The organism is Actinoplanes teichomyceticus ATCC 31121, from assembly GCF_003711105.1.
Lineage (GTDB): Bacteria > Actinomycetota > Actinomycetes > Mycobacteriales > Micromonosporaceae > Actinoplanes > Actinoplanes teichomyceticus.
Genome location: NZ_CP023865.1, coordinates 1187221 through 1201851 on the forward strand (window position 1 = coordinate 1187221; position 14631 = coordinate 1201851).

Here is a 14631-nt window from a genome sequence, read left to right on the forward strand (position 1 = left end):
ACACTTCCCCGACTTGATTAAGAAGCAGCTTATATAAAATTCACTGGATTCCCTTCGCTGTCCACTCCGGACCGGTCGGATCCGGCCCCGGTGAGCGCCGCCGCACCCGCTCCGCTGTCGTGCGGGATGACCCTCTACGGCCACGGCGGCGGGATCTTCGGGTACGCCACGGGCAGCTCCGGCCCCCGGTCGGCCGGGCGACCGGAATGCCGCCCCGCGCGTGCCGACCGCCCCGACGGCCGGATCGGCACCCGCGGGCAGGGACCGCCCCTCGTTCGGTGCGCGCCACCGTCGGGTGGGGCCCGCGGCCGTCACAACGTGCTGCCCGGCGCGTACGCGCGGTCCAGCGGGAGGACCGGATCGACCGTTCCGTCCCTTGATCGCCGCGCCCTATCGTTCCCGGGACACCCGAATCTCCCCGTGTCCCCGCGGGTCGTGCCCGCAATCCCTTCGATGTCCTTCCCGGGAGTTCCGCCTTGCCCGAATTCGCGTCGCGAGCGATCGGCCCCACCGGCCGGGCGCCGGTCACGCTCACCAGCAGCGTGATCATCTGCGCCTACACGATGGAGCGCTGGGACGACATCGTTCGAGCCGTCGAGTCGGTGTTGGCGCAGACCCGCCCGGCTGACGAGATCATCCTGGTCGCCGACCACAACGACGCGCTCGCCGACCGGGCCGCCGCGACGTTCCCCGGGGTGCGGGTGCTTCGCAACGAGGAGACCCGCGGGCTGTCCGGCGCGCGCAACACCGGTGTGCGCGCGGCCCGCGGCGACGTCGTGGTGTTCCTCGACGACGACGCGGCGGCCGCGCCGGACTGGCTGGGCACCATGCTGCTGCACTACCGCGACCCCGCGGTGCAGGGCGTCGGCGGCTCGGCCACCGCGGTCTGGTCCCGCGGCGCGCGCCCGGCCTGGATGCCCGCCGAGTTCGACTGGGTGGTCGGCTGCACCTACGTCGGCCAGCCCACGTCCCCGGCGCTGGTGCGCAACCTGGTCGGCTGCAACATGTCGTTCCGGCGCGAGGTCTTCGCCCGGATCGGCGGCTTCAGCTCCGACATGGGCCGGGTCGGCAAGCGGCCGCTCGGGTGCGAGGAGACCGAGCTGTGCATCCGGCTCAGCCAGGCGCAGCCGGACGCGAAGGTCCTGTACGACCCGGCGGTCAACGTGTCGCACCGGGTCAGCGCCGACCGCCACCGGTTCCGCTACTTCCGGTCCCGCTGCTACCACGAGGGCATCTCCAAGGCGCTGGTCTCGCGTCTGGTGGGCGCCGGCAGCGGTCTGTCCGCGGAGCGCTCGTACGTCCTGCGGGTGCTGCCGCTCGGCTTCGCCCGGGCGCTGCTGCAGGCGCTGATGCTGCGCCCGGCCGCGGCGGGACGCGCGTTCGCCATCGCGTTCGGCCTGGTCGCGACCGCGACCGGATTCATGTACGGCAGCCTGGAGCAGATGTGGCTCGCACCGCACAGTGAGACCGCGTGACCACGGTGGTCCTGCCGGTGCGCACGCCGGCCCACCGCGCCCCGCGTGACCCCCGGTCCGGCGTCGCGCCGCTGACCCTCGGCGCGGCCGCGTCCGTGCTGCTGGCCGGGCTGGCGGTCACCGCGTCCCGCGGCGGCTGGTACGAGGCCGGGGTGCTCACCTTCTTCCTCGCGGTGCTCACCCCGTTCGCCGCGGGCGTGTCGGTCCTGCTGCGATCGGAGGTCAGCAGCCGCGTCCGGCGCTGGGCGGTGCTCACCGTCGGCCTGCTGCCCACGGTGGTGTACCGGCTCACCGACCCGCTGCTGCTGACCGGCTTCGACGAGCAGCTGCACCTGCGTACGCTGGTCGACCTGGTCCAGGGCGCGCCGCTGTTCAGCCCGAACCCGCTGCTTGCGGCCAGTCCCCGGTTCCCCGGCCTGGAGCTGCTCACCCTCGCCGTGCACCGGGCCAGCGGGCTGCCGCTGATGGCCGCGGTCACGCTCGTGGTGCTGCTGTGCCGGCTGATCCTGGTCCTCGCCCTGTTCCGGCTGGCCGAGCACGTCACCGGGGACGAGCGGGCCGGCGCGCTCGCCGTCGGCGTGTACGCCGCGTCCCCGCAGTTCTACTTCTTCAACTCGCAGTTCGCGTACCAGACCCTGGCGCTGTCGCTCGCCGTCTCCGGGGGCTACCTGCTGGCCCGGGCCACCCGGTCGGCGCGACCGTGGATGCCGGTGCTCGGCGCGGTCGTCTGTCTCGCCGCGACCGCGATCACCCACCACCTGACCAGCTGGATCACCGCCGGCGCGCTGCTGGTGTGGACCGCGACCGCCGGCCGCCGCGACCGCCGGCTGGTCGGGATCGGCGCGCTGGCCGCCGTCGCCGCCGTGGTGGCGCAGGCCGTCCCCATCGCCGGGCAGCTCTCCGGCTACCTGGGCCCGATGGTCGACTCGGCCGTGGCGCAGGCCGGCGCCCTGTTCGGCGGCAGCAGCCAGCGGACCCTCTTCGCCGACTCGGCCGGGGCCAGCACCCCGGTCTGGGAACGGCTCGTGCTGGTCGCGTACGCGGTACTGATCACCGTGGCCGCGGTCGTCATCGCCCTGGCGCTGTTCCGGCACGCCCGGCGCCGTGGTGACGCGCAGCTGTTCGTGCTGGGGCTGCTCGCCCTGCTGCCGCCCGCGTCGTTCGCCGGCCGGTTCGCCCCGCAGATCTCCGAGATGTGCGACCGGGCGACCACGTTCACGTTCATCCCGTTCGCCATCGCGGCGGCCTGGGTGTTCCGGCACGGGCGCCTCTCCGCGCCCGGCGGCGCCGCCGGGCGCACGCACGCCACGCTCACCCGCACCGGCGTGACGTTGCTGCTGACCTGCCTCGGTTACCTGGGCGGGCTGATCCTGGGCTCCGGACCCGACTGGGGACGGCTGCCCGGCAGCTTCCTGGTGGTCGCCGACAGCCGCTCGCTCGACGCCGAGACGCTGGCCGCGGCACGGTGGAGCGCGGATCATCTGGCCCCGGGCAGCACCATCATGGCCGACCGGATGCCGGCGACGCTGTTCGCCGCGACCGGCCGGCTGTGGGTGGACGTCGCGCCCCGCGCCGGCCTGGAGCCCGCCACGTTCTACTTCTCCGAGACGTGGGGCGCCGAGCAGACCCGTACGGCACGCGCGATGGGCCTGCGCTACCTGTACGTCGACACCCGGCTCGCCGAGAGCCTGCCGCACCAGCAGTGGTACTTCTACGCCGGGGAGACCCCGCAGCAGCGGCAGCTCACCGCCTCGGCGCTGACCAAGTTCGACGGCGTCGACGGGATCCGGGCGGCCTACCGGCACGGCCCGGTGTCGATCTACGACCTCGCCGGTCTCGGAGTCGTCAGCCAGACCCGGGGCTGGACCGGATCCGCGGACCCGCATCCCTGGCGCGACCTCTTCCTCGGCGCGGCGCTGCTGCTGCTCCTGCGCTGGCGGGCGGTGCCCGCGATGGCCCGGGAACTCGGCCCGGCCGGCTCCCTCGCGGTGGCCACCGCCCTCGTGGCGCTGGGCGCCGGCGCCGCGGTCGCGGTCGGCTTCCGGCCCGGGTGGTGGCTGACCGTGGGCCTGCTGCCGGCGCTGCTGCTGATCCCGGTGTCCCGCCCGGCCCGGCGCCCGCGGCCCGCGGCGCACCCGTCGATCGTGGTGACCGCCGTCCTCGCGGCGCTGATCGCCGCGGGCGGTGTCGCCCTTTCCGTGCGATCCGCCTGGTCCGTCGACGTGACCCGGGTCGACCGGATCATCGCGGCCGTCCGGGAGAGCGGGTGAGCCGTGGACGGCGGCGCCGGGAGAGCGCCTTCACCGCGTTCCGCCGTTCCCGGGTGGTCGCGATCGCCGGCTCGATCCTGGGCACCCAGGTGGTCACCAGCGCGCTCGGCTTCGTCTACTGGACGGTGGCGGCGCGCACGCTGAGCGTGCCGGTGGTCGGTCATCTCGGATCGGCGACCGCGGCCGCGATGCTGCTCGGGATGCTCGGCATGGTCGGCTGTGGCACGCTGCTCATCTCCCACCTGCCCGAGCTGGGCCCGCACCGGCAGCGGGTCATGCTGGTCACCGCGATCGGCGCGAGCGCCGGCGTCACCGCGGTGCTGTCCGTCCTGTTCGGGCTGGTGGCCTGGCGGTCGCTGCCGGCGTTCGCCTTCCTGGACCCCGCCGGCGGCACGTTCTGGCTGCTGGTGGCGGTGGCGGTGCTGACCGCGCTGGGCAACCTGTTCGACCAGGCGATGCTCGTGCTGGGCCGGCCCAGCGCGCAGGTGACCCGCAACGCGGTGGCCAGCGCGTCGAAGATCGTCCTGCTCGGCGCCGCGGTGCTGGCCGGCCGGTCCGGAGTGGACGCCGCGCTCGGCGCGTGGCTGGCCGGGCAGCTGGTCGCCTGCCTGCTGGCGGTCCGTGCGGCGGTGCGGCTCACCCCGACGGCCGGCCGGGTCACCGGCGGCCAGATGCGCGCGGCGGTGGCCCGGTTCGGCGGCTCGGCGGGCCGCCACCACGGCATGAACATCGCGCTGGCCGCCCCGGCGGCGCTCCAGCCGGTGATCATCTCGGCCTTCGTCACCGCGGACGAGAACGCCGTCTACACCACCGTGCGGCTGGTCGCCACGGTCGCCTTCATGGCCCCGTACGCCCTGGCGATGGCGTTGTTCGCGGTGTCCGCGAACGACCGGCAGGGCGCCGAGCAGCGGGCCCGGTCGGTCTTCCGGCTGTCGCTGGCGGTCAGCCTGCTGCTCAGCCTGGTCCTGCTGGCCGGCGCGCCGCTGATCCTGCGGGTGTTCGGCGCCGACTACGCCCACGGCGGCATGGCCGACCTGCGGCTGCTCGGGCTGGCCTGCCCCCTGCTGGTCGTCAAGGACCAGTACATCGCCCGGGTGCAGGCCGACCGGGTGCTGGCCGAGGCGACGCCGTTCGTCGTCGTCACCACGGTCCTGGAGATAGCCGGGACCGTGGCCGGAGCCGCCACCGGCGGCCTGACCGGCAGCCTCGTCGGCTGGCTGCTCGCGCTCGCCGCGGGCGCGCTCTGGCTGGCGTCGCGGCATCTGAGCACCCCTGGCAGCAAGGTACGACGCAGCACGGCTGGAGCCCCCGTATGAAGATCCTGATGCTCGCCCAGTTCTTCCCGCCGGACATCGGCGGTGAGGAGCGGCACGTGCTCAATCTGGCCAACGCCCTGGTCGCCCGCGGCCACCAGGTGGTCGTCGGTACGCAGCTGCTGCCCGGCACCGACCGGGTGGAGACGCTGCCCGGCGGCGTCGTGGTGCACCGCTTCACCAGCAGCGCCATGCGCCTGGGCGCGCGCTACTCCGACCCGCACCGCCCGCACCACCTGCCGCTGCCCGACCCGGCCCTCACCACGGCGCTGAACCGCCTGGTCGAACGGGTGCGCCCGGACGTGGTGCACGCGCACAACTGGATCGTCAACAGCGCGGTCGCCCTCCGCCGGCGGTACCCGTTCAAACTGGTGCTGACCCTGCACGACTACAGCAACGTGTGCGCCACCAAGCGGATGATGCGCGACGGCCGGCCCTGCCCCGGTCCCGGCGCGCGGTGCCTGCCCTGCGCCGGCGGGCACTACGGCACGGTGGTCGGCGCCGGCACCGCGCTCGCGGTGAAGGCCATGCACCGGTGGAAGGACCACGCGGTCGACCACATCGTCAGCGTCAGCAACGCGGTCGCCCAGCGCAACGGGGTGCCCGGCGGGCCGGTGCCGTCCAGCGTGATCCCGAACTTCGTCCCGGACACGGTGGCCGAGCTGATCGAGCACGCCGACAACCCGGACCTGCCGCCCGGGGACTTCCTGTTCTTCGCCGGGGATCTGCTGCGCGACAAGGGTGTGCCCACGCTGCTCGACGCCTACCAGCGGCTGGGCGCCGGCCGCCCGCCGCTGGTCATGGTCGGCCGGCGGAGCCCGGCGGTCCCCGACGAGCTGCCCGCCGGCGTGCGGGTGTTCGAGCAGTGGACCCACCCGAGGGTGATGGCCGCCTTCCGCCGCTGCACCCTGGCGGTCCTGCCGTCCACCTGGCCGGACCCGTGCCCCACCACGGTGCTCGAGGCGATGGCGGCCGGGCGGCCGGTGATCACCACCAGCACCGGCGGCATGGTCGACATGGTGCAGGACGGCGTCAGCGGAGTGCTCGTCGCGCCCGGCGACGCGGCGGCGCTGGCCAAGGCGATCGGTCGGCTGCTGGCCGACCCCGGGCTGCGGGACCGCCTCGGCGACGCCGGCCGGGCCCGGGTCGAGCACTTCACCGCGTCGTCCGTCGCCGCCCGTGTCGAGAAGGTCTATCAGGAAGTGATGGCAGCATGAGCACGACCACCCCCGACGAAACCCGGCTCCGGTCGCCCCGGACCGGCGGCCCGCTGCGGGTGCTCGAGGTCAGCACCCGCTATCTGCCCGACATGGGCGGCATCGAGACCCACGTCGACGAGGTGTCGCGCCGGCTCGCCGCCCGCGGCGACATCCACCTGACCGTGTTGACCAGCGACCGGACCCGGTCGTACCCGCACCGGGAGCGGCGCGACGGGTTCGAGGTGCGCCGGGTGCCGGCGTGGCCGTCGACGCGCGACTACTACCTCGCGCCCGGCATCCTCCGCGGCGTGTTGGCCGAGCGCTGGGATCTCGTGCACGTGCAGGGCATCCACACGCCGGTGCCGCTGCTGGCCATGCTGGCCGCGCGCCGGGCCCGCACGCCGTACGTGGTCACCCTGCACACCGGCGGCCACTCGTCGACCGCCCGCCACGCGATGCGCAGCCTGCAGTGGCAGCTCGCCGGGCCGCTGCTGCGTCAGGCCCGGCACGTGGTCGCGGTCAGCCGGGCGGAGGGCCGGCTCTTCCAGCGGCTCGCGGGGGTGCCGGCCGGCCGGATGTCGGTGATCCGCAACGGTGGCGGGCTGCCGCCGGCCCGATCCACGGTGGACCCGGTCCCGGGGCGGCTGGTGTCGATCGGGCGGCTGGAACGGTACAAGGGCCACCACCGGGTGATCGAGGCGCTGCCCTACATCCTGCGCCAGGTCCCGCACGCCCACCTGGACATCCTGGGCGCCGGGCCGTACGAGGCGCAGCTGCGCCGGATCGCCGACGGCCTCGGCGTCGCCGCGGCGGTGACCATCCGGGCCATCCCGCCGAACGACCGGGACGGCATGGCCGCCGCGCTGGGCGCCGCCCAGGTGATCGCCGCGTTCTCCGACTACGAGGCGCACCCGGTCGCGGTCATGGAGGCGTTGACCACCGGCCGGCCGGTGGTCGGCTACGACGTCGCCGGGATGGCCGACCTGGTGGAGGACGGCCTGGTCACCGGTCTGCGGCCGGGCACCCCGCCGGAGGTGGCGGCGCGTGCCCTGCTCGACGCGATGGGCGGCCCGGGCCGCCCGCTGGACAGCCTGCCCACCTGGGACGGCTGCGCGGACGCGCTCGCCGAGGTGTACCGTGCCGCGGTCGGGCCCCGGGCGGCGTCGGTCAGGTGAGCGGACGGCTGCGGATGTGGTCGTCGTGCCACTCCGAGCCGACCAGGAACCGTTTGACGCCGATGATGTCGAAGCCGTGCTTGGCGTAGAACGTGGCGGCCCGGACGTTCCGCTGGTTCACGCCGAGCCAGCAGGACACCGCGCCGGTCGCGGCGGCCGCCTCCAGGGTGGCGGTCATCAGCGCGTGGGCCGCGCCGGACCCGTGGCGTTCCGCGGCGACGTAGAACTTGCTCAGCTCGATGCTGGTGTCCGCGTCGACGACGGCGGCCACGTCCGGGTCGGCGATCGGCCCGCGGACCAGCATCGCGTACCCCAGTGGCTGATCGTCCTCGGACACCAGCAGGAGGGTCCGGCCCGGATCGGCGAGGTATCCGGCGAAGCGCTCGGCGGACAGGTGGGCGGCGACGAACGCGTCGATGTCGGCCTGTGCGGTGCCCGGTGGGCAGGCCAGGCCGAAGGTGCGTGCGGCCAGTCGGTGCAGCGGTAGCTCGTCGCCGAGGACGGCATGACGCGTAGTGATCGCCATGGCGCAACAGTTTAGAGTGTTCAGAGTGCGCCCTCTGACGAAGCGGCTCGGCGATGTGGTCCCGGCCCCGGTCTCGGTGCGGCCGGACCCGGCCGCGACTTTCCCGATCGTCCCCGGTACGACGGTGAGCGCGTCCCCGGACGCCGCCGCGGTCGCCGCGCGGCTGGCCACCGCCCTGCACGAGGTCACCGGGCACCCGGTCGGGCTCGGCGCCGGCGGCCCGATCCGGCTGGAGCTCGACGGGGTGCGCGAGCACGGGCCGGAGGGGTACCGCCTGGAGATCACCGGGTCCGGGGTCGTGCTGCGGGCGCTCACCCCGGCCGGGCTGTTCTGGGGCGTGCAGACGCTGCGCCAGCTCGCGGCCGGCGACGGGGTGCTGCCCGGCGGGGTGATCGAGGACCGGCCGCGCTTCGCGTACCGCGCGGCGATGCTGGACCTGGCCCGGCACTTCTTCACCCCGGCCGAGATCCGGGCGCACCTCGACCTGCTCGTCCAGTTCAAGATCAACCATCTGCACCTGCACCTCACCGACGATCAGGGCTGGCGGCTGGAGATCCCCGGCCGGCCCCGGCTCACCGAGGTCAGCGGCGGCCCGGGCACCGGCTGCGACGGGGCCGGACCCGGCTTCCTGACCCTGGCCGACTACGCGGACGTGGTCGCCTACGCCGCCGACCGGCACGTCACGATCGTCCCGGAGATCGACATGCCCGGGCACGTGAACGCCGCCCAGGTGGCGTACCCGGAACTGACCGCGGACGGGAAGCCGGTCGAGCCGCGCACCGACACCGAGGTCGGGTACAGCTCGCTGGTCGCGGACAGGGCGGAGACGTACGCCTTCGTCGAGGCCGTGCTCCAGACGGTCGCCGAGGCCACCCCGGGCCCGTGGCTGCACATCGGCGGCGACGAGTGCCTGTCCACCTCGGCCGAGGACTACCGGACGTTCCTGGCCCGGGTGCTGCCGCTGCCCGGCCGGTACGGCAAGCGCGCGATCGGCTGGCACGAGATCGCCGCCGCCGACCTGCCCGAGGGCACCGTCGTGCAGTACTGGCGGCGGCAGGACGACGATGCGCAGACCGTCGCCGCGGCCGCCGCCGGACGTCAGGTGATCATGTCGCCGGCCGACCGGACCTACCTGGACATGAAGTACGACGAGAGCACCCCGATCGGGCTGGACTGGGCCGGATTCCTGCCCCTGCGGCAGGCGTACGACTGGGACCCCGCCCAGCGGTTGCCCGGCGTCCCGGAGGACGCCCTGCTCGGGGTGGCCGCCCCGCTCTGGTCGGAGACCCTGCGCAGTGTCGCCGACATGCAATACCTCACGTTCCCCCGGCTGCCCGCCGTCGCCGAGGTGGCCTGGACCCCGCAGGACGGCCGGGACTGGGCGTCGTTCCGCGCCCGGGTGGCCGCGTTCGGCCCGCGCTGGGCGGCGGCCGGCGTCACCTACTTCCGGTCCCCGGAGATCGACTGGCCGCCGGCCTGATCGACTCGGGGCTCCCGCCCGTACCCCTGGGGGAGACCTGTGCCGAGCGGCCGGCGCCCGGCCACAGGCCCGGTCCGGCTCCGGTGAACAGCCTCTAGGCTGGGAGCCCGATTCCGGTGGGAGGAGAGCGGCTTGAGCAACGACGCGCGGGCGGCGGCGAGGTCGGCAGCCGCCCTGGCCGGGTTCCCGATCGTCGCGGGGCTGCAACTGGCCGTGGTGCTCGGCGTGCTCTGGACGGTGCTGAAACTGCTGCCCGCCGACATCGCGCTGCGCGCCGGCGTGCCGCTGAGCATGGCCACCTTCGGCGCGCTCGGGTACGCCACCTGGCGCGCCGTGCACACCCGGCGCCGGGTGCCGGCCGGGGTCGCGGTCACCCGGGCCGACGCGCCGGATCTGTGGGCGCTGGTCGACGGGGCGGCGTCCGCCGCCGGGGTGACCGCGCCGGCCGGGCTCACCGTGGTCGCCGACGCGGCGGTCGTGGTCGGCGAGCGGACCCGCGCGTTCGGGCTGCTCGGCGGACGCCGGGACCTCTACCTCGGACTCCCGCTGCTGCAGGCCTGGGACACCGCCCGGCTGCGCGCGGCGGTCGCGCACGAGCTGGCGCACGGCTCGGCCGGGTTGGGGCGGTGGGCGCCGCTGGCGTACCGGGGACGGGTCGCGGTGGGGCGGCTGGCCCCGCGCTGGGGTCGCGGCCGCAACCCCGCCGCAGCGGTCTTCCGGGCGTACGCCCGCCTCTACCGCCGCTGGGACGCGCCGTTCAGCCGGGCCCAGGAGCTGGCCGCCGACCGGGTCGCGGCACGGTTCGCGGGGACCCCGGCGGCCGTCGCCGCGCTGCGCGACCTGCCCGTGCTGGCCGGGATGCAGCGGCTGTTCCACGCCGAGTACGTCGGGCCCGGCTGGCAGGCCGGGCACGTGCCGGAGGACGTGTTCGGCGGTTTCCTGCGGGTGCTCGCGGCCCGCGCCGAGGACGTGGCCATCCTGCGCGCCCGCGGGCCGGAGCCGGCCGGCGCCTGGGACACCCACCCGCCGCTCGCCGAGCGGCTGGCCGCGCTCCAGCCGGCCGCCGAGCCGGCGGTGGGCGGTGCATCGACGCCGGGAGCCGGACCGGCGGTGGACGGTGCGACGATGCCGGCCGCCGAGCCGGCGGTGGGCGGTGCGTTGTCGCCGGGAGCCGGACCGGCGGTGGACGGTGCGACGATGCCGGCCGCCGAGCCGGCGGTGGGCGGTGCGTTGTCGCCGGGAGCCGGACCGGCGGTGGACGGTGCGACGATGCCGGCCGCCGAGCCGGCGGTGGGCGGTGCGCTGACGCCGGGAGCCGGACCGGCGGTGGACGGTGCGGCGACGCCCGGTGCCGATCAGCCGGATTCCGGTGCGGCGGTGGGTGGCGAGGACCCGTCCACAGCGGAGCCGCCGGCCGGCGACCCGGTGGCGCCCGGCGGCCGGCCGGCCGGAGCCGGGCAGGCCGCCGCTGCCGAGCCGCCCGATGCGGCGGTCGGTCAGGGCCCGGACGGGGGTGCCGCCGGGACCGCCACCCCGGATCGCCCCGTCCCCGCGGAGGCCGCCGACGAGCTGGTGCCCGACCTGCCCGGACTCGGGCGGGCGCTGCAGGCGGTGGCGTTCCCGTCGCACGGGCGTACCGAGGTGGGCTGGGACGACTTCCTCAGCGTGGCGCGCACCGCCGAGATGGAGCGGGAAGCCGAGGCCGCGCTGGCCACCGTCGCGCGGGCGGTGGGCGCCGCCGTACCGGACGCGGAGCGGGTCCTCGAACTGGCGGCCGACGGCCGGCTCCGGACCGCCGCCGCCACCATCTTCCCCGGCCTCTCCCCGGAGGAGACCGCCGACCGGATCGTCGACCTCCTCTCCCTGATGCTGGCGCTGGCCGCGCTGCGCAGCGGCGTGGCCCGCTGGCGGCACAGCTGGACCGGGACGGCCGAGCTGGTCGCCCGGGACGGCACGTTCCTCAACCTGACCGACGTGGCCGCGGCCGCCGCCGACCCGGAGCAGGCCGAGGCGGTCCGCGCCTACCTGGCCCGGATCGGGGTGGATCTGGCCGCGCCCGGCGACGAGCGGCCGGCCGCCCGGGCGCAGGCGCTCGGCGGCCTGGTCAACCTGTCCGCCGACGGCGAGCGCACCGACCTGCTCGTCACCGACCTCGGCTTCCTGCTGGTCCCGGGGCTGCCGCGGGGCCGGGGGGCGGAGGCGAAACGGCGGCTCACCGAGATCGCCGCGGGCGGTGTCCCGGTGAGCCCGGCGACCCGGCCGCAGCGCGCGCCGGGTTCCGCACCGGAGGCGCCGGCCGGGGCGGTGGCCACCGTGGACGCGCCCGCCGACGGGCGCCGGTTCGTGCCGTTCGCCGCGGTCGCCGCGGTCACCACGCTGCCCGGACGGCGGCGTGGCTGGGTGATCGGCCTGCACGGCGGCGGCAGCCTGACCCTGCGCCCGTCGCTGGACACCGACGAGCTGCCCGGCGGCTGGACCGCCTGGGAGGACGCCGTCGCCTTCCTCACCGGCACCCGCTGACCGCCCGGCCGATCCGCGTCACAAAACCTCAGCGGATGTTGGCTTCCCGGACGCCTCAATCGGGTAGCTAGATGCCGGCTCCGGGCGGAAGAATCGCCCGGGACGCTGGGGGGAGGCGCTGATGGAGCGGGGACCGGTGACGCTCTTCGGGGCCATCGTCGTGGTCGGGATCGGACCGGCCCTGTGGTTGGGCGTGCAGCTCGGCACGGGCGAGACCCCGGCCCGCCCGCCGGCCACCACGATCCGCCAGCAGCTGCCCGCCGCCGCGGAGACCGACCAGGGCGGTTACGGCGCCGGCGAGGAGTCGCAGACCTCCGGCCCGCCCGCTCGCTGGACGCTGCCACCGACGGACCGGCAGGTGTCCGCCAGTCCGTCCGCGGAGCCGTCGCGCACCACCGCGGCCGCCGTGCCGGCACCGGCGAGCGAGTCGCCGGACGCGGAGCCCGGCGAGGTGGTGACCACGCCCACCGCGGGGGAGCCGAGCACCCCGCCGCCCACCGAGTCCACCACCGAGCCTCCGGGTGACGAGGAGCCGGACCCGCCGGTCCCGTCGGCGGGCGACCCGAGCGACCCCGGCGACCCGGGCGGCGACGTGACGCCGACCGAGCCGGCCCCGGACGGCACCGCGTAGAGCTCGGTCAGCGCCCGGGCCGACGCCTGGATCCGCGCGCGCAGCTCGGCGGGCGCCAGCACCTCCACCTCCGCGCCGAATCTCAGCAGCTGCAGGTGGCCGTGCTGCAGCGACTCGATCGGCACGACGGTGGTGCGCCAGCCGTCCGGGCCGGGCGGCCCGGCGCAGGCGTGCGCGACCCGGTACATCTCCGGGACGAACAGGAAGGACATCATCCGCAGAGCGGCGGGCGAGACCCGTACCGTGGCCTGCCCGGTGTAGACGCTGCGCTCGTAACGCTCGGTCCACTCCCGCCAGTGCCGTGCCAGGTCGAATCCTGGCGGGCGCTCGGCCGGCTCGTCCAGCACCGTCGAGTCCAGCACGTTCGACACCCGGTACGCGGTGACCCGCCCGTCGCGCTCGGCGACCAGATACCACCGCCCGGCCTTGAGCACCACGCCGAGCGGGTTCAGTTCCCGTTCCACCTCGCGCGGTCGCTTCCACCGCAGGTAGCGCACCCGCAGCCGCCGTGCGTCCCACACCGCGCCGGCCACCGTGGCCAGGTGCGGCACCGGCTCGTCGCCGTGGAACCAGCCGGGCGCGTCCAGGTGGAAGCGGTCGCGTACCAGATCGGCGCGGCGGGCCAGGTCGCCCGGCAGCGCGGCGCGCAGCTTGAGCTGCGCGGCGGCCAGCAGCGAGCCGAGCCCGAGCTCGGCCGCCGCGCCCGGCATCCCGGCCAGGAACAGGGTGCCGGCCTCGGCGCCGGTCAGCCCGGTGAGCCGGGTGCGGTAGCCGTCCAGCAGCCGGTATCCGCCGGCCGGACCGCGGTCGGCGTAGATCGGCACGCCGGCCGCGCCCAGCGCCTCCACGTCGCGGTAGACCGTGCGCACCGAGACCTCGAGCTCGTCGGCGAGGGCCTGCGCGGTCATCCGGCCCCTGGTCTGCAACAGCAGCAGGAGTGAGACGAGACGGCCGGCGCGCATCCTGCAAAGGTAGGACCCGCGGGGGAAGAGGGAGCCGGCCGGCTCCCTCTCTCGTCGTCCGGCGGTACGCCGCCGGGTCTCAGAGCCCGAGCAGGCGGTCCAGCACGTCCCGGTACGCGCGCAGCTCCACGCGCAGCGCCTCGGTGTCGTCGGCGCCGGAGGCCAGCGAGCCCCGGTGCCGCCGGAGCGCGTCGGTCAGCTTCTCGATCGTCTCGTCGACCAGCGCGGCGGCCTCGGCGGTGCTGCCCTTGGGGTCGTCGACGAAGCGCAGCTGGATGTCGCGCCAGCGCTCGCGCAGCGGCTGGGTCTCGGCTTCCGGGAAGAACGACGCCGGCCCGCCGGCCGCCGTGCCGCCGCTGCCGGCCGCCGCGACCGCGACCACCGGCTCCGGCTGCGCGCGATCCGGCCCGCCGGTCCCGGCCGCCGTGACCGGTTCGGCGGCCGCGGCCACCGGTTCGGCGCGGTCCGGCGTGGTCGCGGTGTCCGCCACGACGTGCGGGTCGTCGAAGGTGCCGCGGTCCTCGATGGCCTCGTCGACCGTGGGATGCCCGGCGCGGTCCGCGGGCTCCTCGCCGGTCCGGGCGTGCTCCTCGCCGGCGACGTGCGGGTCGTCGAACGTGCCCCGGTCCCGGAGCGCGCCGTCGGCAGCGGTGTCCCCGGGCCGGTCCTCCAGAGGCAGGTCCACCTCGGGGTCCGGTCCGGCGTCGGGCTGCCGGTCGGCCGGCGCGGCGCCGGCCGGCCACGCCACCGTGTCGTCGTCGGCGAGGCGGCGGTCGCCGACCGCGCCGTCGCCGGGCGCCACGCTGCGGTCGTCGGCCACTCCGGACGCCGCGTCGGTGGCGCGGTGGGTGTCCCGGTCCGCGTCGTCGTACGGCCCGGCCGCGGCCGAGGCGGCGACCGCGCCCCCGACGGTGCCCGCCCCGAAGGCGGTGGGCTGCGGCGCCGGGTCGTGCACCACCTGCCCGGTGTCGCCGGGCGCGTCGCCCCACGGCGAACCGGCCCGCTGCTGCGGCACGGCGACCGTCCGGTCGTCCTGGTCCTCGGCGTTGTCCTTGGCCTCGTTGGAGAAGAAGCGCATCT

10 protein-coding genes are annotated in these 14631 nt (G+C 75.9%); 7 read left to right on the plus strand and 3 right to left on the minus strand.

Features of this window, described 5'->3' with window-relative positions; translation table 11 throughout:
• Nucleotides 1-476: 476 nt before the first annotated feature.
• The 5 genes from ACTEI_RS05390 to ACTEI_RS05410 are packed head-to-tail and all read left to right on the plus strand — an operon-like array spanning nt 477 to nt 7432.
• Nucleotides 477-1475: a glycosyltransferase family 2 protein gene (locus ACTEI_RS05390; protein WP_203723751.1), complete on the plus strand. Its 999-nt coding sequence runs from the start codon at nt 477-479 to the stop codon at nt 1473-1475.
• Nucleotides 1472-3745, plus strand: coding sequence for a hypothetical protein (locus ACTEI_RS05395; protein WP_122976634.1), 2274 nt, complete (start codon nt 1472-1474; stop codon nt 3743-3745). Before ACTEI_RS05390 ends, ACTEI_RS05395 begins: the two co-directional genes overlap by 4 nt.
• A complete protein-coding gene (locus ACTEI_RS05400; RefSeq protein ID WP_122976635.1) occupies nt 3742-5061 on the plus strand; it encodes a lipopolysaccharide biosynthesis protein in 1320 nt (439 codons plus the stop codon). The genes ACTEI_RS05395 and ACTEI_RS05400 overlap by 4 nt, the downstream gene beginning before the upstream one ends.
• On the plus strand, nt 5058-6275 hold the full coding sequence (locus tag ACTEI_RS05405; RefSeq protein ID WP_122976636.1) for a glycosyltransferase family 4 protein: 1218 nt from the start codon (nt 5058-5060) through the stop codon (nt 6273-6275). Before ACTEI_RS05400 ends, ACTEI_RS05405 begins: the two co-directional genes overlap by 4 nt.
• A complete protein-coding gene (locus ACTEI_RS05410) occupies nt 6272-7432 on the plus strand; it encodes a glycosyltransferase family 4 protein (RefSeq protein WP_122976637.1) in 1161 nt (386 codons plus the stop codon). The genes ACTEI_RS05405 and ACTEI_RS05410 overlap by 4 nt, the downstream gene beginning before the upstream one ends.
• On the opposite strand, the gene ACTEI_RS05415 is transcribed toward ACTEI_RS05410, so the two are convergent.
• Nucleotides 7425-7958 (minus strand): GNAT family N-acetyltransferase, encoded by a 534-nt coding sequence (locus ACTEI_RS05415; RefSeq protein ID WP_122976638.1) that lies wholly within the window; start codon nt 7956-7958, stop codon nt 7425-7427. The two genes, ACTEI_RS05410 and ACTEI_RS05415, sit on opposite strands and share 8 nt — an antisense overlap.
• A 25-nt stretch (nt 7959-7983) precedes the next feature.
• Here ACTEI_RS05415 and ACTEI_RS05420 point away from each other — a divergent pair, with 25 nt between their 5' ends.
• Together ACTEI_RS05420 and ACTEI_RS38890 are read left to right on the plus strand one after the other, a co-directional pair.
• The gene (locus ACTEI_RS05420; protein ID WP_239082576.1) at nt 7984-9438 is read left to right on the plus strand and encodes a beta-N-acetylhexosaminidase; all 1455 of its coding nucleotides are present in this window, start codon (nt 7984-7986) and stop codon (nt 9436-9438) included.
• A 132-nt stretch (nt 9439-9570) separates the two neighbouring features.
• On the plus strand, nt 9571-11958 hold the full coding sequence (locus ACTEI_RS38890; RefSeq protein WP_280525897.1) for a M48 family metalloprotease: 2388 nt from the start codon (nt 9571-9573) through the stop codon (nt 11956-11958).
• A gap of 285 nt (nt 11959-12243) precedes the next feature.
• Here the strand turns inward: ACTEI_RS38890 and ACTEI_RS05435 are convergent, their stop codons facing one another.
• Together ACTEI_RS05435 and ACTEI_RS05440 are read right to left on the minus strand one after the other, a co-directional pair.
• Nucleotides 12244-13551: a helix-turn-helix transcriptional regulator gene (locus tag ACTEI_RS05435; protein ID WP_122976639.1), complete on the minus strand. Its 1308-nt coding sequence runs from the start codon at nt 13549-13551 to the stop codon at nt 12244-12246.
• Nucleotides 13552-13630: 79 nt separating this feature from the next.
• A complete protein-coding gene (locus tag ACTEI_RS05440) occupies nt 13631-14629 on the minus strand; it encodes a hypothetical protein (protein WP_122976640.1) in 999 nt (332 codons plus the stop codon).
• Between the last annotated feature and the right edge of the window lie 2 nt (nt 14630-14631).